Source organism: Roseicella aerolata (assembly GCF_020523605.1).
Taxonomy (GTDB): Bacteria; Pseudomonadota; Alphaproteobacteria; order Acetobacterales; family Acetobacteraceae; genus Paracraurococcus; species Paracraurococcus aerolatus.
The window spans coordinates 38,679-61,724 of sequence record NZ_JAJAQI010000020.1; the positions used below are offsets into that span (position 1 = coordinate 38,679).

Sequence of the window (23,046 nt, forward strand, 5' to 3'; positions counted from 1 at the left end):
GCCTCAGGCCGGCGGGCGATGGCGGACGCAGCAGGGCTTGTTGCCGTCCAGGTCGCGCATATAGGCGCCGTAATGGTCGGCATGGTAGTGCGGCCGCAGGCCCGGTCCACCCTCCCCCGTCCCGCCGGCAGCGAGCGCCGCGGCATAAGCGGCATCCATCGGGGTGCGGTCGGCGGCCTTGAAGGCAATGGTGACACCGTTCCCGATGCCGTCCGGGCAACCGTCGAGCGGGCGCAGCACCCAGGAATGCGGCGTCGTTCCGGCATGGCCGGCCTGGCCCCGCGCCAGGCCCGCTTCCTGTCGGCCAGGGCCGAGCGGGGCGAGGATGCGGTCGTGGGAGGCGACGGCGCGGGCGATGTCGCTCGTGTCGGAGGTGACGTGGCTGGGCGCGGCAGCGGCTCCCTCCGCTTGCTGGGAAGGCCTCCGTGCCACGGCCGGGCCCGATCCGGGCTGCGGCGCCTGCACGGGCGATGTGGTATCATGATACCGCATCTAAAAAACCCTGCTTTTCCCTTGACCTGCGGCCGATCGGCGGCCATAAGGCGCGCCTCATTCCCAACCGGACCTATCGAGACGATGTCGCTGCAAACGCAGACCCGCTCGCTGAAGCCGGCGGACGTGCAGAAGGCCTGGGTGGTTGTCGATGCGGAGGGCCTCGTGCTCGGCCGGCTCGCCACCATCATCGCCATGCGCCTCCGCGGCAAGCACAAGCCCCAGTTCACCCCGCATGTCGATTGCGGCGACCATGTGATCGTGGTCAACGCCAAGAAGGTGAAGGTGACGGGTCAGAAGGCGGAGCAGTCTGTCTTCTACTGGCACACCGGCTATCCGGGCGGCATCAAGCAGCGCACGGTGCGTGAGCGGCTCGAGGGCAAGCACCCCGAGCGCGTGATCGAGAAGGCGGTGGAGCGGATGATCACCCGCGGCCCGCTCGGCCGGCGGCAGATGAAGAACCTGCACGTCTATGCCGGGCCGGAGCATCCGCATGCCGGCCAGCAGCCCGTCGCGCTCGACGTCGCTGGCATGAACCGCAAGAACAAGGTGGCCTGAGCATGAGCGAGCAGATGACCGGCACGCTCGCCGACCTGAAGACGCTGGTGCAGGGCACGCCCGCCGCCGGCGAGTCGGCCGAGGCCCCGCGCACCCCGAAGCGCGACGAGTTCGGCCGCGCCTATGCCACCGGCCGCCGCAAGGATGCCGTGGCGCGCGTCTGGGTGAAGCCCGGCAAGGGCAATATCGAGGTGAACGGCAAGCCGGTGCTGAAGTATTTCGCCCGGCCGGTGCTGCGGATGCTGCTGAGCCAGCCCTTCCTGGTCGCGGACCGCTACCAGCAGTTCGATGTCTACGCGACCGTCTCCGGCGGCGGCCTCTCCGGCCAGGCCGGCGCGGTGCGCCACGGCATCAGCCGCGCGCTGACGAACTATGAGCCGGAACTGCGGTCGATCCTGAAGAAGGCCGGCTTCCTGACCCGCGATCCGCGCGTGGTCGAGCGGAAGAAGTACGGTAAGGCGAAGGCGCGACGTTCCTTCCAGTTCAGCAAGCGCTGAGCCGGGCGGGCCGGCTCTCGCGCCGGTCCGACAGGACTGTTCATCAGAGAGGGGCGGGCCCGCACAGGGTCCGCCCCTCTTGCTTTTTCGGCCGCCAGATGCGGCAAATGGCACCCAGAGGAGGGCCGAGAGATGGCCAAGGGTAGCATCCCCACCGTGTTCATCGACGGCGAGGCCGGCACCACCGGCCTGCAGATCCGCGAGCGGCTGAACCTGCTGCCGCATGTCGCCGTCCGCAGCATCGACCCCGCCCGCCGCAAGGACCCGGAGGCGCGCCGTGCCCTGATGGCCGAGGTGGACCTGGTCGTCCTCTGCCTGCCCGATGATGCGGCGAAGGAAAGCGCGGCGCTCGCCGCCTCGCTCGGCGCCGATGCCCCGCGGCTGCTCGATGCCAGCACTGCCCACCGGGTGGACCCGGACTGGGCCTATGGCCTCCCGGAACTTTCGTCGGAGCAGGCGAAGCTGATCGCGGCGGCGCCGAGGGTCTCCAACCCCGGCTGCTACCCGACCGGTGCCATCCTCCTGCTGCGGCCGCTGGTCGAGGCGGGGATCCTCCCGGCCGATTGCCCGATCTCGGTGAATGCCGTCTCCGGCTATTCGGGCGGTGGCAACAGCATGATCGCGGCCTATGAGGCCCGCACCGCGCCCGACTTCGAGCTCTATGGGCTCGGCCTCGAGCACAAGCATGTGGCGGAGCTGCAACTCTATGCCGGCCTGACCCGGCGGCCGATCTTCGTGCCCTCCGTCGGCGACTTCCGTCAGGGCATGATCGACAGCATCCCGCTGCATCTCGATCTGCTGCCGGGCAGGCCCTCGCCGGCCGACCTCGAGGCGGCCCTGTCGGCACGCTATGCCGGCAGCGAATACATCCGCGTGGTGAAGGCGGATGCGAAGCTGGAGCCGCAGGCGCTGAACAACACCAACCTGCTGGAACTGCGCGTGCACGGCAACACCGCACGCCACCATGCGGTGCTGACCGCGCGCTACGACAATCTCGGCAAGGGGGCGTCCGGCGCCGCGGTGCAGAATCTCGGCCTGATGCTCGGCGTGCCGGTGGAGACGCGGCTGCCAAACCACCCCGCGGCGGCGGCGGAGTAGGCGGCATGGACCACGACGCGACCGCGGTGCTGCCGCCGCTCTACCCCTTCGAGGGCAAGGTGCCGGTGGTGCATGCCAGCGCCTGGGTTGCGCCCACCGCCGCCATCATCGGCGATGTCGAGATCGGGGAGGGGGTGAATGTCTGGTATCACTGCGTGCTGCGCGGCGACACCAACATCATCCGCATCGGCGCCCGGTCCAACATCCAGGACGGCACGATCGTGCATGTGAATTCCGGCCGTGCCACCTCGGACAATTTCGCCACCATCATCGGCGCGGATGTCACGGTCGGCCATGCCGCCATCATCCATGCCTGCCAGCTCGAGGACCGCGCCTTCGTCGGCATGGGCGCCACGGTGTTGGATGGTGCAGTGATCGAGGAGGGCGGGGTGCTCGCCGCCGGCAGCGTGCTGCCGCCTGGCAAGCGCATCGGCCGGCTGGAGCTCTGGATGGGCAACCCCGCCAAGCTGGTCCGCGTGCTGACGCCCGAGCAACGCGCCGGCTTCGACCGCACTGCGCCGCACTATGTCGAACTGGCCGGGCGGCACCGGGCATCGCTGGGGCGCTGAGGCGACGTGTCGCAGGGGGACACCGTCCCCCTGCCAAGGGCCGAAGGACCCTTGGAACCCAGGCGTCAACGACAACGGGGAGACTCCCGCTGGGGGACTCCCCGTTGTCGTTAAACCCTTACAAGGGCCCGGGGACCGGTTCGGTACCCGGCGGGAGGGTGCAGGGAGGGCAGCGCCCTCCCTGCGAGACCCGGCGTCACGCCGCCCGCGCGCGGCCGAAGCCGCCCGCCAGCGCGCCGCGGGCCCAGGTGAGGACCGGCCAGGCCAGCAGGGCGATGCCGAGGGCCATGATCCCGCCGCTCAGCCAGTTATGGAAGAAGATGCCGATATCGCCGTTGCTGACCAGCAGGGACTGGCGGAAGGCTTCCTCCGTGCGGTCGCCGAGGACGAGGGCCAGCACCAGCGGTGCCAGCGGGTAGTCCAGCTTCTTCATGACATAGCCGATCACGCCGAAGACCAGCATCAGCACGATGTCGAACTCGGCATTGCTGACCGTGTAGGCGCCGATGGCGCAGACCGTCAGGATCAGCGCGGCGATGATCGGGAAGGGCACCCGCAGGATGGCGGCGAACCAGGGCACCGCCACCAGCACCACCAGCAGCCCGGCGACATTGCCGAGATACATGGAGGCGATCAGGCCCCAGACGAACTCCTTCTGTTCGACGAAGAGCATCGGCCCCGGCTGCAGCCCCCACATGATGAGGCCGCCGAGGAGGACGGCAGCGGTGGGGGAGCCGGGCACGCCGAGGGTCAACATGGGCAGCAGGGCGGAGGTGCCGGCGGCATGCGCCGCGGTTTCCGGCGCGACCACCCCCTCCACCTTGCCTCTGCCGAAGCCGTTCGGGTCCTTCGACATGCGCCGGGCGACGCCGTAGGACATGAAGGAGGCCGGGGTCGCGCCCGCCGGGGTGATACCCATCCAGCAGCCGATGACGGCCGAGCGGATCGCCAGGAACCAGTGCTTCGGCAGTTCCGCCCAGGTGCGCAGCACGACCTTGAGGTCGATCTTCGCCCTCTGGCCCTTGAAGCGCAGCCCGTCCTCGATCGAGCAGAGGATCTCGCTGATGCCGAACAGGCCGATGACCGCGACCAGGAAGTCGAAGCCGCGGATCATCTCCTCCGACCCGAAGGTCATGCGGAGCTGGCCGGTGACGGTGTCCATGCCGACGGCGGCCAGCAGGAAGCCGAGCATCATGGCGGCAAGCGTCTTGAGCGGCGAGCCCTTCGCCATGCCGATGAAGCAGGCGAAGGAGAGGAACATCACCGCAAAGAATTCCGGCGGCCCGAAGCGCAGCGCGAAGCCGGCGATGATCGGCGCGACGAAGGTGATCATCACCACCGCGACGAAGGCGCCGAAAAAGGAGGCGGTGAAGGCGGCCGTCAGCGCCTCGCCCGCCTTGCCCTGCTGCGCCATGGGGTAGCCGTCGAAGGTGGTGGCCACGGACCAGGGCTCACCGGGGATGTTGAACAGGATGGAGGTGATGGCCCCGCCGAACAACGCGCCCCAGTAGATGCAGGAGAGCATGATCACCGCCGAGACAGGCGGCATGGCGAAGGTGAGCGGCAGCAGGATGGCGATGCCATTGGCGCCACCGAGGCCGGGGAGCACGCCGATCAGCACGCCAAGCACGACGCCGACCAGCATGAGCAGCATGTTCTCGGGTTGCAGGGCCACGGCGAAGCCCTGCATCAACAGGCCGATTTCTTCCATGGGGGAGGGGGTATCCGGTCAGAAGGTCAGAAACCGAGCAGCTCTTCGACCGGACCCTTGGGCAGACCGACCAGGAACCAGATCTCGAAGGTCATGAAGGCGACCACCGCCGTCGCGGCCGCGGCCGGCAGGGCGCTGCGCCAGGTGAACTCGCCGAGGCGCATCATGAAATAGGCGACCAGCACGGCAGAGGCGGCATAGATGCCACTGACAGGGATGGCGGCGACGTAGAAGACCGTCGGGATCAGCACCGACATCACCAGGCGGAGCTGCGGCCAAGTGACGAACATTTCCTCGGCCGCCGCGCCCTTGGCGCGCAGGACGGGGATGAGGTTGGCAAGGCTGGCGCCGGCCAGGATCATGCCGATCCAGAAGGGGAAATAGCCGGATTGCGGGCCTTCCACGCCCCATCCGGCACCGAGCCGGGCGCTGTCCCATATCGCCGCGGCGCCGACCAGGGCGAGGGTGAGGGAGGTTGCGACTTCCATCGCGGTGCGCCTCACGCCCTGGCTGCTGCGGCCGGCGGCTTGGGCGATGTCGAGAGTCGTCGTGCTCATGATCCCTGTCCCCATCAAGACGGATTTGCCAGGAAGCCGGCTTCCTGCATCAGTGTCCGGTGCCGCTCCTCCTCCCGCGTCAGCCAGCCGCGGAAGGCATCACCAGTCAGGCTGGTCGTGTTGAAGGCGCCCTGCTGCATGAGCTCCTTCCACTCGGGTGTCTCGCGCACCTTCGCCATCAGCCCCTCGTAGAAGGCGACCTGCTCGGGCTTCACGCCGGTCGGCATGAAGATGCCGCGCAGCATCAGGTAATCGACGTCGAGGCCCTGCTCCTTGCAGGTCGGGATGTCCGACCAGGCCTGGGTCTCTGTCATCTTCTCGGTGGCAGTCAGACGCTTCTCGTCGAAGACGCAGAGCGGACGGAGCGCGCCGGAGCGCCAATGGGTGACGGCCTCAATCGGGTTGTTCACCGTGGCATCGATATGGCCGCCGACGAGCTGCACCGCGACCTCTCCGCCGCCGCGGAAGGGCACATAGGTGAAGGGCGCGCCGGTCGCCCTAGTGATGGCGGCGGTGATGATCTGGTCTTCCTGCTTGGAGCCGGTGCCGCCGATCTTCAGGCGCTGCGCCTTCGCCGCCTCGATGAGGTCCTGCGCGGTCTTCCAGGGCGAGTCGGCCTTCACCCACAACACGAACTCGTCCAGCGCCATCATGGTGACCGGGGTGAGATCCTTCCAATTGAAGGGCACGCCGGTGGCGAGCGGGGTCGTAAACAGGTTGGAGAGGGTGATGATGAGCATGTGCGGGTTGCCCCGCGCGCCCTTGGCCTCGAGGAAGCCCTCGGCGCCGGCGCCGCCCGCCTTGTTCACCACCACCATCGGCTGGCGCATCAGGGAGTGCTTCGACACGATGCCCTGGATGACGCGCGCCATCTGGTCGGCGCCGCCGCCGGTGCCGGCCGGAACCACGATCTGGACTGGGCGGTTCGGTTCCCAGCTCCGTGCCTCGGCGCCGCCTGCGATGGTGGCGGCGGCAAGGCCCAGAAGAACCGATCGGCGAGATATCGCTAGCGTCATGCCCTCTCTTCCCGGTGGCGCCAGGGGCGCAAATACCCGCGTCCGAAACACCTCCCGTGCTCCGGCCTTGGCTCGGGCTTCGGACCGAAAGTCACGTAAAGCAACGAAAAGCGTGTAAAACATGCCGAAAATTTCGTGCGGCTTCGCGGCCGGTGGCTTGCCGTCCTGGAATGGCTGATGCAGAGGAACCCCCGCCGAGGCCCGCAAGGGGATAGAGAGTCATGACCGCTGCCAGCACCATCGCCGCATTGCTTGCCGCCGGGGAGGCCGGGCGGCCGGCCATCCGCGCGCCGGAGCGCCCTTCCCTGACCTATGCCGGGCTGCGGGCGCTGGCGGAGCGGACCGTGGGCGCGCTGAATGCCATCGGCATCGGCCGTGGCGACCGGGTTGCCATCGTGCTGCCGAACGGGCCGGAGATGGCGGCGAGCTTCGTCGCGATCGCCTGCGGCGCCACCACCGCGCCGCTGAACCCCGCCTACAAGGATGAGGAGTTCGAGTTCTACCTGACCGACCTGAAGGCCAAGGCGCTGGTCGTGCAGCAGGGCGTGGACAGCCCGGCGCGCGCGGTCGCGGCGCGGCTCGGCGTGCCGGTGGTGGAACTCCTGCCCGGCGAGAAGGCAGGCGAGTTCGCGCTGGTGGGCGGCACGCCCGGCGCGGCCGCACGGCCGGGGATGGCGGAGGCCGAGGATGTCGCGCTGGTGCTGCACACCTCCGGCACCACGGCGCGGCCGAAGATCGTGCCCCTGACCCATACCAATGTCACGGCCTCCGCCGGCAACATCGCGCGCACCCTGCGGCTGACGCCGGAGGATGCCTGCCTCAACGTCATGCCGCTCTTCCACATCCACGGGTTGATCGCGGCGACCCTGGCCTCGCTCGCGGGCGGTGGCGCCGTCATCTGCACGCCGGGCTTCAATGCGCTGAAATTCTACGGCTGGCTCGATGCCGAGCGGCCGAGCTGGTACACGGCGGTGCCGACCATGCACCAGGCGATCCTGCAGCGCGCCGAGCGCAACAAGGAGATCATCGGCCGCGCGCCGCTGCGCTTCATCCGCTCCTCCTCCGCCTCGCTGCCGGCGCAGGCGATGAAGGACCTGGCGGCGGTGTTCGGCGCGCCGGTGATCGAGAGCTACGGCATGACCGAGGCGAGCCATCAGATGTGCAGCAACCCGCTGCCGCCCGGCGCGCAGAAGCCTGGAATCGTCGGCCTGCCGGCGGGCCCCGAGGTCGCCATCATGGACGAGGCGGGCAACATCCTGCCGAAGGGCAGCATCGGCGAGGTGGTGATCCGCGGCCCGAACGTGACCAAGGGCTACGAGGCGAACCCGGAGGCGAACGCCAAGGCCTTCACGAATGGCTGGTTCCGCACCGGCGACCAGGGGATGTTCGACGAGGACGGCTACCTGATGCTGACCGGCCGCCTAAAGGAGCTGATCAAGCGCGGCGGCGAGCAGGTGAGCCCGCTGGAGGTGGATGGCGTGCTCTCCGAGCACCCGGCGGTCGCCCAGGCGCTGACCTTCAGCATCCCGCATCCGATGCTGGGCGAGGAGGTCGGCGCCGCGGTGGTGCTGCGCGAGGGCATGACCTGCACGGAGCGCGAGCTGCGCGACTACGCCGCGAAGCATCTGGCGGATTTCAAGGTGCCGCGGAAGGTGGTCTTCCTGCCGGAGATCCCGAAGGGCGCGACCGGCAAGCTGCAGCGCATCGGCCTCGCCGAGAAGCTGGGCATCACGGCCTGACCTGACTCCCTCCCTCGCCTTGCGGGGGAGGGGACGCATACCGACCGGGACGCTTTCTCATGAAACTCTGCATCTTCGGCGCCGGCGCGATCGGCGGATTGATGGCGGCGAAGCTCGCCGCGAAAGGCGATGTGGACGTCACCGTCATCGCCCGCGGCCCGCACCTGGCCGCCATGCAGGCGAACGGCCTGAAGCTTGTCAGCGACGGGCAGGAGATGGTGGTGCGCCCCCGCTGCGTCGCCAGTGCCGAGGAGGCGGGGCCGCAGGACTACGTCCTCGTCACGCTGAAGGCGCATTCGCTGCCGGGCGCGGCGAAGCAGATGCAGCCGCTGCTCGGCGAGAACACTGCCATCGTCTCCGCCATCAACGGCATTCCCTGGTGGTATTTCCACAAGCTCGCCGGCCCCTACGAGGACCGCCGCGTTGCCAGCGTCGATCCGGATGGCAGCGTGTGGGACCTGCTGCACCCCTCCCGCGTCATCGGCTGCGTCGTCTACCCGGCGGCCGAGGTGCCGGAGCCGGGCGTGATCGAGCACACCTATGGCGACCGCTTCACCCTCGGCGAGCCGGACGGCACCCGCAGTGAGCGGGCGAATGCCCTTTCCGCCGCCCTGGTCGCGGCCGGATTCAAGGCGCCGGTGCGCCCGAAGATCCGCGACGAGATGTGGGTCAAGCTCTGGGGCAACATGGCCTTCAACCCTCTCTCGGCGCTCACCACCGCGACGCTCGACATCATCACCGGCGATCCGGAACTGCGCGCCGTCTGCCGGCAGATGATGCTCGAGGGGCAGGCCATCGCCGAGAGGCTCGGCGTTCGCTTCGCCATCGATGTCGACAAGCGCATCGCCGGCGGCGCGGAGGTGGGGGCGCACAAGACCTCCATGCTGCAGGACCTGGAGCGAGGCCGGCCGATGGAGGTGGATGCGCTGCTCGGCAGCGTGGTCGAACTGGCGGAGATCGTCGAGGTGCCGGCGCCGACCTGCCGCATCGTGCTGGCCTTGCTGCGGACTCGGGCCAGGCTCGCCGGCTGCTACTGAGCCTGCCCGGCGTCCGGGGCCGGGCCCGGACGCCTGCCGCAAGCCGCCGCCGCGTAGCCTGGCCAGGACGAGCTGGTGACGAAACGGACATGCCGGCGCGAATTGTACCGGAAGCCGGAAAAGCCCATTCTCTCCTCCCTGGGAGGCAGGGCGCAGGGATCGGGGTTCGCCCCCGGGCCGGCGCGCTTCGCCGGTACGCCGCATGGAGGTTTCCGCATGACCAAGGCTCTCCTGCCGCTCGCGGCCATTCTGGCGCTCGGCGCCTGCGCACCCTCGGCGTCGCCGGTCAGCGCCAGCCTGCCGCCGGATGCGGTGGTGGGGGCCGGTGATCCGCTGCGCAGCGCCATCGCCAACACCTCCGTTGCCTTCGCCTCCCCGCAGAAGCTCGCCGGCCGGCCCGGCGAGGCGGCGCAGGCAGTGGCGCAGATGGAGTATCTGGCGACCGAATTCCCGAACAATCCGCGCTATCCCGGCCTTTCGCCCACCGTCGCCACGCAGTTCGCGCAGGCTCGCCGGGAGTGGCGCACCGCCCTCGGCATCCCGGAGGCGCTGCCGCCGCAAGCGGTGATCGAGTCGCTCTACGCCGCCTCCCGAGCCTTGCGTGGCGGCCAGACGGAGGCCGCCGCGGCGGCGCTGCCGGCCATGATCTTCCCGCAGGGCGGCCAGACGGCGATGCTGCGCCTGGCCTCGCTGCCCAGCCTGCCGCTCACCAACCAGGCGGCGGTCGCCGCGACCGAGGCCTTGCGGCGGCAGGACGGGACGCCGCTCGGGCGCCTGTGATGCGGCCCGCCATGGTGCTGCTCGCCCTGGCGGCCATCGGCTGCGCGGAGATGAGGCAGGCCCCGCCTGTTGCTCCGCCGGCCGCCCTGGCGCCCGGCACGGCGGACCCGGTGCGTGGTGCGATCGAGGCGCTGGCACCTGCCTTCGCGGACCGCGGCCGGGCGCTGGCCGGCCGGCCTGCCGAGGCGGCACAGGCGGCCGCACAACTGGAATACGTCACCACCGCCATCCCGCGCGACCAGCGCTACGCGCCGATCCCGGAGCCCGTGCGGCGCGAGCTGCTGCTGGCGCGGGAGGAGATGCGCGACGCGCTCGGCGTGGCGGAGGACGCGCCGCCCGAGCGCGTGGTGCCGGCGCTGCTGACCGCCGCCGCGGCGCTGCGGGCGGGCAATGCGGCCCGCGCCGCCGCTGCCCTGCCGGCGCCGCTCTTCCGCCCGGGCGGGCAGCGCAGCGTGGCGCGGCTCGGCGATCTCGGCCCGTTGCCACAGGGCGCGATCGCAACCGCGCTCGCGGCGCAGGAGGTGGCGCGGCTGGATGCGGACGGGCGCTGGCTGGGTGGCCGGCCGGTCGATCCGACCGGCGCGATGTTCACGGTCTTCGGGCTCGAGGGCAGCACCAGCATCGGATACTGAGCCTGTCCGGCATCACGCGGACAGGGGCGAGAAGGGGAGGGGTGGCGCCTGCTGCCCGCTCCGATCAATCGATCGCCATCACCTTCACATAGCTGCCCGGCGCATCCTCGATCGCCGGCAGCCTGCCGCTGCCCGGCATGCGGGCCGGCACCTGTTCCCTGTTGAGCGCCGCCACCCAGCGGTGCCAGTCCGGCCACCAGGATCCGGCGAGTTCGGTCGCGCCGGCGAACCACTCCTCCGGGTCGGGCGGCAGTTGCTCGTTCACCCAGTGGCTGTACTTGCCCGAACCCGGCGGGTTCACCACGCCGGCGATATGGCCGCTGGCAGCCAGCACGAAGCGCACCGGGCCGCTGAAGATCTGCGTCGCGCGATAGGTGCTCTTCCAGGGTGCGATATGGTCCTCCCGCGTCGAGATCAGGTAGCTCGGCACCTTGATCCTGCGCAGGTCGATCTTCTGGCCCAGCAACTCGATCGCGCCCGGCTTCACCAGATCGTTCTGCTGGTACATCCGGCGCAGATAGAAGCTGTGCATGCGCGCGGGCATGCGGGTGGAATCATCGTTCCAGTAGAGCAGGTCGAAGGGAAAGGGCTCCTGCCCCAGCAGGTAGTTGTTCACCACGAAGGACCAGATCAGATCATTGGCGCGGAGCATGTTGAAGGTCGTCGCCATCTCCCGGCCTTCCAGATAGCCGCGCTTCTGCATCGCTTCCTCGAGGCAGTGCAGCTGCTCCTCGTCGATGAAGACGCCGAGCTCGCCTGCCTCCTCGAAATCCGTCATGGTGACGAAGTAGGTCGCGCTCCTGATGCGCGTGTCGCGCCTGGCCGCCATATGGGCCAGAGTCGTCGCCAGCAGCGTCCCGCCCAGGCAGTAGCCGATGGCGTTGACCTGGCGCTCGCCGGTCGCCTTCTCGATGGCGTCGAGGGCGTCGTAGATCCCCTCCTTCATGTAGTCGTCGAAGCCTTTCTGGGCCAGTGTCTCGTCCGGATTGACCCAGGAGACGACGAAGACTGTATGCCCCTGGTCCACCGCCCAGCGGATGAAGGAATTCCGCGGCCTGAGGTCCAGGATGTAGAACTTGTTGATCCAGGGCGGCAGGATCAGCAATGGCCGCATCAGCACCGTCTCGGTGGTCGGGTTGTACTGGATGAGCTGCATCAGGTCGTTCTGGAACACCACCTTGCCCGGCGTCACCGCAATGTTCTCGCCGACCTTGAACTTGCTGTCGTCGCTCATGCGGATGCGGAGCCGCCCCTTGCCCCGCTCGAGATCCGCCAGCAGGTGCGAGAGCCCCTTCAGCAGGTTCTCCCCGCCCGTCTCCGCGGTGCGGCGCAGCACCTCCGGATTGGTCAGCAGGAAGTTGGATGGGCTCATCGCATCGACGAATTGCCGGGTGTAGAAGTCGACCTTCTGGGCGGTCTTCTGGTCCAGCCCCTCCACTCCGCCGACCACGGTCTGGAAGAAGCGCGCGCTCAGCAGATAGGACTGCTTGATGAAGTCGAAGACCTCGTTCTCCCGCCAGGCATCGTCCTTGAAGCGGCGGTCGCGCGGGTCCTCGGCGATCACCGGGGCCGGCGCCTCGCCCAGCATCCGCCGCGCGGTGTTCTGCCAGAGCGTCAGATAGTCCTGCCAGAAGCCGAGCTGCGCCTGCACCAGCCGGGCCGGGTTGGCCATCAACCGGGTGGTCATCTCCAGGAAGGCGCTGCCGATATTCAGCGGATCCGGCGTCGCTTCGGATTCCGCCTGACGCCGGAGGAAGTCCGTGACGATCCGCTGCCCGCGTTCCGCCACCTCCGACATGGTGCGGGTCACCAGCGCCGGGTCTGGCAGGCGGAACTGCGGCTGGTCGGGCGTCTTTTCCTGGTCCATGGGGCATCCTAGACCGCCGGCGCGGCGGCCCTCCAGCCCAGTTCCACCTATGTTCATGTTGAGGCATGCAATAACCCGTGGTGGGGCACGCCTCGATGCGAATTCCCGCCCCGGCGTTTTTGCTCTAACCCTGGAGCGTCAGGGCGGAGTGCGGCGGCCATGCGGGCGAAGCGGCAGGGCGGGGGCGGGGCGGGGCGCCGGGCAGGGGTGATGGCGCCGCTGCTGTGCCTGGCGCTTGCCGCCTGCTCGGTCCCGGACGAGGTGAATCCGGTTTCGATCTACCGGCGGATCTCCGGCGCGGCGGATGCCGACCGCCTCCCGCCGCCCGGCATGGACCGACCGACGCCCAGCCTCCACACCGTGCCGCCACGGCCGGAGCGGCCGGCGCCCGAGGTAAGGGAGGCGATCTCCGCGGCGCTCGCCGATGATCGTGCCCGCTCGCGGGACCCGCTGGTGCTGCGGACCGTCCCGGCTCCTGGCGCCCGCGGCGGCATGACCTTGGGGGAGCCGCCCATGCCCGCCGCCCCGCCACCCCGCCCCGCCCTGGCGGGCGCGCCGCGCATCCCCTGGAACGATGCGCCGGTCGCGCCGCGTGCCCAGCCGCAGGCCGCGCCCGCCGCACCGGGGGCGCCGGCCCCGCCCGCCCTGGCCCCGGCCTTGCCGGAGATGCCCGAGGAGGCGCCGGCGCCTCCGCCGCCCGACCTGCTCGGACCGCCGCCGCGTCCCCGTTAGGCTCCGGGGCAGGAAACCTTCCACGGGCCTGCGCGCCGGCTTCGGGCGGAGGGCAGGGAGTATGTCGCTCGGCCCGAAGAGATGGTTCGCCCAAGGCTTCCAGAGGCCAGTTCATCGACGCGCTGGCGCGACAGGGCGGCGGTCGGCTCGGAGAGGGCGGTACAGGCACGCACGCCGTGCATGGGTTTCTGGTTCGGCTCCCGACGCCCGCCTCGCAGGCCGGCAGGCTGCCGGCCTGCGCCCAAGGCCGCCCGGCGGATTTTCGCGCCCGGACAGCCAGGGCGCTGACACTGCGGTGCAATACGATCTATACCGGCGAGCCGCGCCGCCCCAGCCCGTGAAGCCGCCCTGCCTGCGGACCCCGGGGTGGGAGCGTGGGCCCATGCATACGGACCCGAACCGATGACCGAGGAATTCCACCGCATCCGCCGCCTGCCCCCTTACGTGTTCGCCGAGGTGAACGCGGCGAAGGCGAAGGCACGGGCAGCGGCAGAGGACATCGTGGATCTCGGGATGGGCAACCCGGACAGCCCGACGCCGCCCCATATCGTCGCCAAGCTGGTCGAGGCGGTGCAGGACCCGCGCACCCACCGCTATTCCATGTCGAAGGGCATCCCCGGCCTGCGCCGCGCGCTGGCCAACTATTATGACCGCCGGTTCAAGGTGAAGCTCGACCCGGAGACCGAGGTGGTGGCAACCCTCGGCTCCAAGGAGGGGCTGGCCAATCTGGCGCAGGCCATTGCCTCGCCCGGCGACACCATCCTGGTGCCGAACCCCAGCTACCCCATTCACCAGTTCGGCTTCATCATCGCCGGCGCCACTGCGCGCAGCCTGCCCTGCACGCCGGATGACGAGATGCTGGCGGCGATCGACCGGGCGGTGAAGCATTCCGTGCCGAAGCCGACCGCGGTCATCGTCAACTTTCCCTCCAACCCGACAGCCTATCTCGCCTCGATCGAGTTCTACCGGGAGCTGGTGAAGCTCTGCCGCCGGCACGAGCTCTTCATTCTCTCCGACCTCGCCTATGCCGAGCTCTATTTCGGCGATGTCCCGCCGCCCTCCGTGCTCGAGGTCGAAGGGGCGAAGGACATCACGGTGGAGTTCACCTCGATGTCCAAGACCTACAACATGCCGGGCTGGCGCATGGGCTTCGCCGCGGGCAATCCGCGGCTGATCGCGGCGCTGGCGCGGGTGAAGAGCTATCTGGACTACGGCGCCTTCACGCCGATCCAGGTGGCGGCCGCCGCGGCGCTGAACGGGCCGCAGGACACGGTCGCCGAGATGCGCGTGCTCTACCGGGAGCGCCGCGACCTGCTGGTGAAGGGGCTGCGCCAGGCCGGCTGGGATGTGCCCATGCCGGAAGGCTCCATGTTCCTCTGGGCGCCGATCCCGGAGAAGTTCCGGCATCTCGGCAGCGTCGAGTTCTCCAAGCTGCTGTTGGCACGGGCCAAGGTCGCGGTCGCCCCGGGCCTCGGCTTCGGCGAGCATGGCGACGGCCATGTCCGCATCGCCCTCGTCGAGAACAACCACCGCATCCGCCAGGCGCTGCGCGGCATCCGCGCCTTCCTGCAGGGCGACAATCTCGCGCCCGCCCTGCAGGGCAGTGACACCCGGCCTGGAGTCGAGAACGAGGCTGTTTCCGCATGACCAAGCCCCTTTCCATCGCGGTCGCCGGCCTCGGCACGGTCGGCGGCGGCCTGCTCAAGCTCCTGTCGGAGAATGCCGAGATCGTCGCGGCGAGGGCCGGGCGCCCGGTGGTGGTCGGCGCCGTCTCGGCGCGCGACCGCACGCGGGACCGCGGCGTGCCGCTCTCCACGCTGCGCTGGTACGATGACCCGGTGGCGCTGGCCGCCGACCCTGGCACGGATGTCGTCGTCGAGCTGATCGGCGGCAGCGACGGCCCGGCCCGGGCGCTGGTCGAGGCGGCGCTGAAGGCCGGCAAGCCCGTCGTCACCGCCAACAAGGCGCTGCTCGCGGTGCATGGCGCGGCGATCGCCGAACTGGCCGAGGCGCGCAACCTGCCCCTGGCCTTCGAGGCGGCGGTCGCGGGCGGCATCCCGGCCATCAAGGCGCTGCGCGAGGGGCTGGCGGGCAACCGCATCCGCCGGGTCGCCGGCATCCTGAACGGCACCTGCAACTACATCCTGACCGTGATGCGCGAGCACAAGCGGGAATTCGCCGAGGTGCTGGCGGAGGCGCAAAAGCTCGGCTATGCCGAGGCCGATCCCTCCTTCGACATCGACGGCGTGGATGCCGCCCACAAGCTGGCGATCCTGGCGGCGCTCGCCTTCGGCCGGCCGGTCGATTTCGGCGCGGTGCATGTCGAGGGTATCCGGGAGGTCAGCGCCCTCGACATCGCCCTGGCCGAGGAACTCGGCTATCGCATCAAGCTGCTCGGCCTTGCCGCACGGACCGAGGCGGGCATCTCGGCGCGGGTGCATCCCTGCATGGTGCCGACGGGCGCACCGATCGCGCGCGTCGACGGCGTCTTCAACGCGGTGGTGGCGGAGGGGGACTTCGTCGGCCGCGTGATGCTGGAGGGCCGCGGGGCCGGGGCGGGGCCGACCGCCAGCGCCGTGGTTGCTGACCTGATCGACCTCGCCCGCGGACGGCAAACGCCGGTCTGGGGCGCCGCCGCAGGGTTGCTGGACGGCGCGCCGGCGGTGCCGATGGAGCGGCATGTCGGCGCCTACTACCTGCGCCTCATGGTACTCGACCGGCCGGGCGTGATCGCCGATGTCACGGGGATCCTGCGGGACCACGCCATCAGCCTGGAGGCGATGCTGCAGCGCGGCCGCGCCCCGGGCGAGGCGGTGCCGGTGGTGCTGACCACGCATGATTGCGAGGAGGCGCAGATGCGCGCCGCCCTCGGCCGCATCGCGGCGCTCGATTCGGTGCTGGAGAAGCCGGCGCTGATCCGGATCGAGCCGCTCTGACCCTGGCCGGGCGGCGGCCCCGGCCGCGCCGCCGCCCGCTTCCGGCCGGCGCCTGGCCCGTGTAGTCTGGGGCCCAAGCTCACGGAGGCTCACATGGCGGAGTATGACGCGGCCAGCCTGGTGGTTGACCGTAACCTGGCGCTCGAACTGGTCCGGGTGACGGAGGCGGCGGCGCTGGCCGCCTCCCGCTGGATCGGCCGGGGCGACAAGAACGCGGCGGACGGCGCCGCGGTGGATGCCATGCGCAAGGCCTTCGATACCGTCGCCATCAGCGGCACCGTCGTGATCGGCGAGGGCGAGATGGACGAGGCGCCGATGCTCTATATCGGCGAGAAGATCGGCCTGGGCGGGCCGGAGGTCGATATCGCGGTCGACCCGCTGGAGGGCACCTCCATCACTGCCAAGGGTGGCCCGAACGCCATCGCCACCGTGGCCCTGGCCGAGCGCGGCGGCTTCCTGCATGCGCCCGACATCTACATGGACAAGATCGCGGTGGGCCCCGGCCTGCCGGAGGGCATCGTTCATCTCGACGCCAAGCCGGAGGAGAACCTGCGGGAGCTGGCGCGGGCCAAGAAATGCGATATCGGCGACCTGATGGTCTGCACACTCGACCGCGACCGGCACAAGGAGATGATCGCGGCCTGCCGCAAGGCCGGCGCGCGCATCATGCTGCTGCCGGATGGCGATGTGGCGGGCGTCATCGCCGTCTCCCAGCCGGGCACGGGCGTGGACATCTACATGGGCTCGGGCGGCGCGCCGGAGGGCGTGCTGGCGGCCGCGGCCCTGCGCTGCATTGGCGGCCAGATGCACGGGCGGCTGATGTTCGAGAATGAGGAGCAGGTCGCCCGCGCCCGCGAGATGGGCGTGACCGACCCGAAGAAGATCTACGGCATCTACGAGATGGCGCGCGGCAATGTCATGTTCGCCGCGACCGGAGTGACCGGTGGCCCGATGCTGCACGGCGTGCGGCGCCATGCGGGCGGCGCGACGACGCATTCCATCGTCATGCGCAGCAAGTCCGGCACCGTCCGGTACGTGGAGGGGCACCACAACTTCGCACGCAAGCCTTCGGCCTTCGTGGCCTGACCGCGCCCGGCAGGGACAGGGTGATGGACGCGGGGCCACTGCCCTCGGCCGATGCCGTGCTCGGCGTCGCCCGCAGCGTGACGGGCCGGCGCTGGGTGCGGCGGGAAGGCGATGCGCGCCTCGGCCTCGCCATCGCCCAGCGGGCGGACCTGCCGGAACTGGTGGGGCGCCTCCTTGCCGCCCGCGGCATCGGGCTGGAGGCGGTGACCGACTTCCTGCTCCCGACGCTTCGGGCGCTGCTGCCCGACCCCTCCGTGCTGCGGGACATGGATGTCGCCGCGGCGCGGCTGGCGAGCGCGGTGCGGCAGGGTGAGACGGTTGCCGTCTTCGGCGATTACGACGTGGATGGCGCCTGCGCGGGCGCGCTGATGGTGCGGGTGCTGCGCCAGCTCGGCTGCACCGTCAGCCACTACGTGCCGCACCGGCTGACCGAGGGCTACGGCCCGAACCCTGCCGCCATCCGGGCGCTCTGCGAGCGCGGCGCGACGCTGATCGTCTGCGTCGATTGCGGCATAGCGGCGCATGAGGCGCTGGAAGCGGCACGCGGCGAGGCAGATGTGGTGGTGCTGGACCACCATAAGGCGGAGGGCCCGGTGCCACGCGTCGCGGCGGCGGTCAATCCCAACCGGCTCGATTGCGGCTCCGGTCTCCGGCATCTCTGCGCTGCCGCCGTTGCCTTCCTCGCCTGCATCGCGCTGCATCGCGTTCTGCGGCGGGAGGGCTATTTCCAGCGGCGCCAGGAACCCGCGCTGCTCGATCTGCTGGACCTGGTGGCGCTGGCGACGGTCTGCGACGTGATGCCGCTGACCGGCGTGAACCGTGCCCTGGTCGCGCAGGGGCTGAAGGTGATGGCGCGCCGTGACCATGCCGGTGTTGCCGCCCTGCTGGAGATCGGCCAGGTGCGCGACGTGCCGACCGCGCATTCCCTCGGCTTCGTGCTCGGCCCGCGCATCAACGCGGCGGGGCGGATCGACGAGCCGGATCTCGGCATGCGCCTCCTGCTCTGCGACGACCCGGTCGAGGCGAGGGCGATGGCGGAACGGCTCGATGCGGTGAACCGACGGCGGCAGGAGGTGGAGGCCGAAGTGCTGGGCGCCGCCTTCGCGCAGGCCGAGGCACAGCACGCCACCGGCCATCCGGTGCTGCTGGTGAGCGGGCAGGGCTGGCATCCCGGCGTGGTCGGCATCGTCGCCGGGCGCCTGAAGGAGAAGTTCAACCGCCCGGCCTGCGTCGCCGGCGTGGCGGAGGGGATCGCGAAGGGCTCGGGCCGGTCCGTGCCGGGGCTTGATCTCGGCGGTGCGGTGATCGCGGCCCGGCAGGCCGGGCTGCTGGAGACGGGCGGCGGCCATGCCATGGCGGCCGGCTTCAGCCTGCGCATCGAACGCCTGGCGGAGTTGCACGCCTTCCTCGATGAGCGGCTGTCGCGGGCAGGCGAACTGCCCGGTGCGGCCGACCTGCTGGTGGAGGGCACGGTGATGGTGCCGGCGGCGACCGCCGATCTGGCGAAGCAGGTGGAGCGCCTGGCGCCCTTCGGCGCGGGCAATGAGGAGCCGGTCTTCGCCCTGCCGCGGGCGCGCGTGGTCCGGGCGGACCGTGTGGGCAAGGATGGCAACACGATCCGGGCCTTCATCGAGGGCGAGTCGGGCGGGCGCCTGAAGGCGATCTGCTTCCGTGCGAAGGAAGGGCCGCTGGCCGAGGCGCTGCTGGCCCGCACCGGCGTGCCGCTGCATCTCTGCGGCCAGTTGCGGGCGGAGCGCTGGAATGACGAGGTGAGCGCCTGCCTGCATGTCGTCGACGCCGCAATCGTGCCGCCGGGCGCCGGGGGCTCTTGACCACAAGCGCGCGGACCACTACTCCGCTCCGCGCTGTCCCCATCGTCTAGAGGCCTAGGACACCAGCCTTTCACGTTGGTAACACGGGTTCGAATCCCGTTGGGGACGCCACCGCACCGGCCGCTGTGCCGGTGCCCGCGATACGGTCGGCATCGCGTCGTTGCCTTGCCCGCCACACGCAGGCGGCGCACTCCTCATTCAGGCCTTGGGGCTTTCCGCGCAGCATCCACGAGGCGGGCGCTTCGCAGCCATCCGACAGGATGGGCCGGCAGCGTCAGCTTTCCTCAGCGACTTGGCGCAGGGTCGGCCTGGCCAGCCGGCGGCAGGGGCATGCTCTGGGTCGTTTCGGGGGCCGTGTTGGTGCCGCCGGTGGTCTCGGCTTCCTGCCTGGGCCGGCCATCGCCCAATTCGCTTGGTTGCGGCGCCGGCGGCCCGCCGGGGGTGGTCGGCTGCGGCATCGGCTGGGTAACGCCCTGCGCGGGCGCGGTGCCCTGGGTCAGGGCCGTGCCAGGCAGGGCCAGCAGCCCGGCCAGCGCCATCATGGTTCGGGCAAGCGCCGGCATGGTCGGGCGGATCCTTTTGCGCGGAATGGCCCGGCAACGCCGGCCGGCCGCATCCGGTTGCCACGATTCCTGTGCTCCGCACGCATCCCCGCTGCCGTCCCGCGCGTTGTTGCGGAAGTTTGGGTGGGAAAGGGCTGGCGATGCGGGACAATCCGGACGGCAAGGCGCAGGCGCGCCGGCGGTTCCTCGGCACCTTGGGGTTCGCGGCGGTCGCGGCGCCGGCAGCGGCCTTCGAGGCGGATGGCGGCACGGGCGGCCTGCCGCCCCGGAAGGAAACGGAGGCGGAGCGGCGCGCCCCGCGGTACCGCGAGACTGATCATGTGCGGGCATTCTACCGCACCAACCGCTACTGAGGGCCAGCTGCCATGCTGACCAGGCGCAGCGCGGGGCAGGCGGGCCGCCAGCGGCTCGCCGCCGCCTATCAGGGACTTGCGAGCGGCGGGACGGATCGCCGCGAATTCCTCCGCCAGGCGGGGCTGGGCGGGGTCGGGCTGGCAGCGCTCGGGACGCTCGGGACGCAGGTTGCCCGGGCACAGGTCGCCCATACGGTGCCGGATCGCGCCGTGCCGGCGCGCCGCATCAAGAATGTCTGCACCCATTGCTCCGTCGGCTGTTCGGTCATTGCGGAGGTGCAGAACGGCGTCTGGACCGGGCAGGAGCCGGCCTGGGAATCGCCGATCAACCGCGGCACGCATTGCGCCAAGGGCGCCAGCGTCCGGGAGATCGTGCATGGCGATCGCCGGCTGAAATACCCGATGAAGCTGGCGGGCGGGCAGTGGCAGCGCCTCTCCTGGGACCAGGCACTGGACGAGATCTCGGAGAAATTGCTGCAGATCCGCGAGAAATCCTCGCCCGAGGCGGTGTTCTGGCTCGGTAGCGCCAAATTCACCAATGAAGCCGCCTACCTCTTCCGGAAGTTCGGTGCCTTCTGGGGCACCAACAACATCGATCACCAGGCCCGCATCTGCCACAGCACCACGGTTGCCGGTGTCGCCAATACCTTCGGCTACGGCGCCCAGACCAACAGCTACAACGATATCCGCAATTCCAAGACGATGATCGTGATGGGCGGCAATCCGGCCGAATCCCATCCCATCGCCACCCAGCACCTGCTGGCGGGGCGGGAGCTCAACCGCTCCAATTTCTTCGTCGTCGATCCGCGCTTCACCCGCACGGCGGCCCATGCCACGGATTATGTCCGCATCCGCCCCGGCACCGACATCCCCGTGATCTGGGGTATGCTCTGGCACATCTTCGAGAATGGCTGGGAGGACAAGGAGTTCATCCGCCAGCGCGTCTACGGCATGGACGAGGTCCGGCGCGAGGTGACGAAGTGGAACCCGGAGGAGGTGCTGCGGGTGACCGGCGTGCCGGAGGCGCAGATCAAGCGCATGGCGCAGGTCTTCGCCACGCAGAAGCCGGCGACGCTGATCTGGTGCATGGGCGCGACGCAGAAGACGGTCGGCACCGCCAATGTCCGCGCTTTCTCCATCCTCTGCATGGCGACCGGCAATGTCGGCTCGGCCGGGACCGGCTGCAACATCTTCCGCGGCCATACCAACGTCCAGGGCGCGACCGATCTCGGCCTCGATATCGCGACCCTGCCGGCCTATTACGGGCTGGATGAGGCCGCCTGGCGGCATTGGTGCCGCGTCTGGCAGGTGGACTATGAGTGGATGCAGGGCCGCTTCGCCAGCAAGAAGCTGATGGAGACGCCCGGCATCCCGAGCACCCGCTGGTTCGACGCCGTGGTGCTGCCGCGCGACCAGGTCGACCAGCCTTCGAACTTCAAGGCCATGTTCGTCATGGGGCATGGCGGCAACACCGTCACCCGCATGCCGGAGATGGTGAAGGCGCTCGAGAAGCTGGACCTGCTGGTGGTGTGCGACCCGCACCCGACCACCTATGCGCAGGTCTCCGACCGGCAGGACGGGACCTACCTGCTGCCGATCTGCACGAATTTCGAGACGGTCGGCAGCCGCACCGCCTCCAACCGCTCGCTGCAATGGGGCGAGAAGATCGTCGAGCCGATCTTCGAGAGCCGCAACGACTACGACGTGATGTATGCTCTGGCGAAGCGGCTCGGCTTCGCCGACGAGTTGTTCAAGAACATCGGCGTCAAGGACGGCGTCGTCGTGGTCGAGGACATCCTGCGGGAGATCAACCGCGGCACCTGGGCGCTGGGCTATACTGGCCAGTCGCCGGAGCGGCTCAGGCTGCACATGGCGAACCAGCAGCATTTCGACATCACCACGCTGCGGGGCGCCAAGGGCACGCCGGTGGAGGGCGAGGTCTATGGCCTGCCCTGGCCCTGCTGGGGCACGCCGGAGATGAAGCATCCCGGCACGCACATCCTTTATGACAACTCCCTGCATGTGAAGGAGGGGGGCGGCACCTTCCGCGCCCGTTTCGGGGTGGAGCGGAACGGCGAGACCCTGCTGGCCGAGGGGAGCTACTCCAAGGGCTCGGAGATCCAGGACGGCTATCCGGAATTCACCGTCGCCGTCCTCAAGCGCCTCGGCTGGTTCGACGATCTCTCGGCGCATGAGAAGGAGATCATCGGCCGCGTCGGCGGAGAGAATATCGACCGCGTCTCCTGGTCGACGGACCTCTCGGGCGGCATCATCCGCGTTGCCATGGACCATGGCTGCCTGCCCTACGGCAATGCCAAGGCCCGTGCCCTCGCCTGGAACCTGCCCGATCCGGTGCCGATGCACCGGGAGCCGCTCTATACCCCGCGCACCGACCTGATCCCTTCGCTCGACCAGGCCGCGGTGCTGGCGGCGGACCCGAACGCGCCGGCCCCCGCCGGCACCTACCCGGCGCTGCGCGATCGCCGCGGCTTCCGCATGCCGCATCTCGGCCTCACGGTGCAGATGCGCTCCCACACCGTGGCGCGCGAGTTCCCCATCATCCTGACCAGCGGCCGATTGGTGGAGTACGAGGGCGGCGGCGAGGAGACCCGATCCAACAAGTGGCTGGCCGAGTTGCAGCAGGACATGTTCGTCGAGATCAACCCGGCCGATGCGGCGGAGCGGGGCATCCGGAACGCGCAGTATGTCTGGGTGCTGGGGCCGGAGAACGACGCGCGCGTCAAGGTCAAGGCCATGATCACGGAGCGGGTCGGCAAGGGGGTCGCCTTCATGCCCTTCCACTTCGGCGGCTGGTTCCAGGGCGAGGACCGCCGGCGCTTCTATCCGCCCGGCACCGATCCCGTCGTACTGGGCGAGAGCGTCAATACCGTGACCACCTATGGCTACGACCCCGTGACCTTCATGCAGGAGACCAAGGTCACCCTCTGCCAGATCAGGAGCGCCTGAGCATGGCTGCGATCGAGGAGCGCC

The 23,046-nt window shown here is 69.9% G+C and carries 21 protein-coding genes and 1 tRNA gene; 16 read left to right on the plus strand and 6 right to left on the minus strand.

What is annotated here, in order from left to right; all coding sequences use genetic code 11:
* Positions 1–3: 3 nt before the first annotated feature.
* Entirely contained in the window at positions 4–432 is a 429-nt protein-coding gene (locus LHA35_RS14290; RefSeq protein ID WP_226608951.1) for a VOC family protein, read from the minus strand.
* A gap of 144 nt (positions 433–576) precedes the next feature.
* Between LHA35_RS14290 and rplM the strand changes: the two genes are divergently transcribed.
* The 4 genes from rplM to LHA35_RS14310 all read left to right on the plus strand — a co-directional run bounded on the left by rplM (position 577) and on the right by LHA35_RS14310 (position 3,214).
* On the plus strand, positions 577–1,050 hold the full coding sequence (gene rplM, locus LHA35_RS14295; protein WP_226608952.1) for a 50S ribosomal protein L13: 474 nt from the start codon (positions 577–579) through the stop codon (positions 1,048–1,050).
* Positions 1,051–1,052: 2 nt separating this feature from the next.
* The gene (gene rpsI / locus LHA35_RS14300; RefSeq protein ID WP_408902324.1) at positions 1,053–1,547 is read left to right on the plus strand and encodes a 30S ribosomal protein S9; all 495 of its coding nucleotides are present in this window, start codon (positions 1,053–1,055) and stop codon (positions 1,545–1,547) included.
* 132 nt (positions 1,548–1,679) lie between these two features.
* Positions 1,680–2,645, plus strand: a complete 966-nt coding sequence (gene argC, locus LHA35_RS14305) for an N-acetyl-gamma-glutamyl-phosphate reductase (protein WP_226608953.1) — start codon at positions 1,680–1,682, stop codon at positions 2,643–2,645.
* Positions 2,646–2,650: 5 nt separating this feature from the next.
* Positions 2,651–3,214 carry a gamma carbonic anhydrase family protein gene (locus tag LHA35_RS14310; RefSeq protein ID WP_226608954.1) on the plus strand — a complete coding sequence of 188 codons (564 nt, stop codon included), beginning with the start codon at positions 2,651–2,653 and terminating at the stop codon, positions 3,212–3,214.
* Positions 3,215–3,410: 196 nt separating this feature from the next.
* Here LHA35_RS14310 and LHA35_RS14315 read toward each other — a convergent pair whose 3' ends face one another.
* The 3 genes from LHA35_RS14315 to LHA35_RS14325 are packed head-to-tail and all read right to left on the minus strand — an operon-like array spanning position 3,411 to position 6,498.
* The gene (locus LHA35_RS14315) at positions 3,411–4,925 is read right to left on the minus strand and encodes a tripartite tricarboxylate transporter permease (protein WP_226608955.1); all 1,515 of its coding nucleotides are present in this window, start codon (positions 4,923–4,925) and stop codon (positions 3,411–3,413) included.
* Positions 4,926–4,951: 26 nt separating this feature from the next.
* Positions 4,952–5,482 carry a tripartite tricarboxylate transporter TctB family protein gene (locus LHA35_RS14320; protein WP_226608956.1) on the minus strand — a complete coding sequence of 177 codons (531 nt, stop codon included), beginning with the start codon at positions 5,480–5,482 and terminating at the stop codon, positions 4,952–4,954.
* A gap of 14 nt (positions 5,483–5,496) precedes the next feature.
* Positions 5,497–6,498 carry a Bug family tripartite tricarboxylate transporter substrate binding protein gene (locus LHA35_RS14325; RefSeq protein WP_226608957.1) on the minus strand — a complete coding sequence of 334 codons (1,002 nt, stop codon included), beginning with the start codon at positions 6,496–6,498 and terminating at the stop codon, positions 5,497–5,499.
* A 221-nt stretch (positions 6,499–6,719) separates the two neighbouring features.
* On the opposite strand from LHA35_RS14325, the gene LHA35_RS14330 reads away from it, so the two are divergent.
* From LHA35_RS14330 to LHA35_RS14345, 4 genes are all read left to right on the plus strand, one after another.
* Positions 6,720–8,237 carry an acyl--CoA ligase gene (locus LHA35_RS14330; protein ID WP_226608958.1) on the plus strand — a complete coding sequence of 506 codons (1,518 nt, stop codon included), beginning with the start codon at positions 6,720–6,722 and terminating at the stop codon, positions 8,235–8,237.
* 59 nt (positions 8,238–8,296) lie between these two features.
* On the plus strand, positions 8,297–9,274 hold the full coding sequence (locus tag LHA35_RS14335; protein WP_226608959.1) for a 2-dehydropantoate 2-reductase: 978 nt from the start codon (positions 8,297–8,299) through the stop codon (positions 9,272–9,274).
* 216 nt (positions 9,275–9,490) lie between these two features.
* The gene (locus tag LHA35_RS14340) at positions 9,491–10,054 is read left to right on the plus strand and encodes a hypothetical protein (protein ID WP_226608960.1); all 564 of its coding nucleotides are present in this window, start codon (positions 9,491–9,493) and stop codon (positions 10,052–10,054) included.
* Between the two features lie 11 nt (positions 10,055–10,065).
* Positions 10,066–10,686: a hypothetical protein gene (locus LHA35_RS14345; RefSeq protein ID WP_226608961.1), complete on the plus strand. Its 621-nt coding sequence runs from the start codon at positions 10,066–10,068 to the stop codon at positions 10,684–10,686.
* Positions 10,687–10,750: 64 nt separating this feature from the next.
* Here the strand turns inward: LHA35_RS14345 and LHA35_RS14350 are convergent, their stop codons facing one another.
* On the minus strand, positions 10,751–12,553 hold the full coding sequence (locus LHA35_RS14350) for a PHA/PHB synthase family protein (RefSeq protein ID WP_226608962.1): 1,803 nt from the start codon (positions 12,551–12,553) through the stop codon (positions 10,751–10,753).
* A 159-nt stretch (positions 12,554–12,712) separates the two neighbouring features.
* Here LHA35_RS14350 and LHA35_RS14355 point away from each other — a divergent pair, with 159 nt between their 5' ends.
* The 6 genes from LHA35_RS14355 (at position 12,713) to LHA35_RS14380 (ending at position 19,250) form a co-directional block, all read left to right on the plus strand.
* Positions 12,713–13,285: a hypothetical protein gene (locus tag LHA35_RS14355; protein WP_226608963.1), complete on the plus strand. Its 573-nt coding sequence runs from the start codon at positions 12,713–12,715 to the stop codon at positions 13,283–13,285.
* 402 nt (positions 13,286–13,687) lie between these two features.
* A complete protein-coding gene (locus LHA35_RS14360; protein WP_226608964.1) occupies positions 13,688–14,932 on the plus strand; it encodes an LL-diaminopimelate aminotransferase in 1,245 nt (414 codons plus the stop codon).
* Positions 14,929–16,221, plus strand: a complete 1,293-nt coding sequence (locus LHA35_RS14365) for a homoserine dehydrogenase (RefSeq protein ID WP_226608965.1) — start codon at positions 14,929–14,931, stop codon at positions 16,219–16,221. The genes LHA35_RS14360 and LHA35_RS14365 overlap by 4 nt, the downstream gene beginning before the upstream one ends.
* Positions 16,222–16,314: 93 nt before the next feature.
* Positions 16,315–17,307 (plus strand): class II fructose-bisphosphatase, encoded by a 993-nt coding sequence (gene glpX, locus LHA35_RS14370; protein ID WP_226608966.1) that lies wholly within the window; start codon positions 16,315–16,317, stop codon positions 17,305–17,307.
* 23 nt (positions 17,308–17,330) lie between these two features.
* Positions 17,331–19,139: a single-stranded-DNA-specific exonuclease RecJ gene (gene recJ, locus LHA35_RS14375; RefSeq protein ID WP_226608967.1), complete on the plus strand. Its 1,809-nt coding sequence runs from the start codon at positions 17,331–17,333 to the stop codon at positions 19,137–19,139.
* A gap of 35 nt (positions 19,140–19,174) precedes the next feature.
* A tRNA-Glu gene (locus tag LHA35_RS14380) sits at positions 19,175–19,250 on the plus strand.
* Between the two features lie 173 nt (positions 19,251–19,423).
* On the opposite strand, the gene LHA35_RS14385 is transcribed toward LHA35_RS14380, so the two are convergent.
* Positions 19,424–19,702, minus strand: a complete 279-nt coding sequence (locus tag LHA35_RS14385; protein WP_226608968.1) for a hypothetical protein — start codon at positions 19,700–19,702, stop codon at positions 19,424–19,426.
* A 140-nt stretch (positions 19,703–19,842) separates the two neighbouring features.
* Here LHA35_RS14385 and LHA35_RS14390 point away from each other — a divergent pair, with 140 nt between their 5' ends.
* Both LHA35_RS14390 and LHA35_RS14395 read left to right on the plus strand, forming a co-directional pair.
* Positions 19,843–20,055 (plus strand): formate dehydrogenase, encoded by a 213-nt coding sequence (locus LHA35_RS14390; protein ID WP_226608969.1) that lies wholly within the window; start codon positions 19,843–19,845, stop codon positions 20,053–20,055.
* Positions 20,056–20,067: 12 nt separating this feature from the next.
* Positions 20,068–23,022, plus strand: a complete 2,955-nt coding sequence (locus tag LHA35_RS14395; RefSeq protein ID WP_226608970.1) for a formate dehydrogenase subunit alpha — start codon at positions 20,068–20,070, stop codon at positions 23,020–23,022.
* The last annotated feature ends 24 nt before the right edge of the window (positions 23,023–23,046 follow it).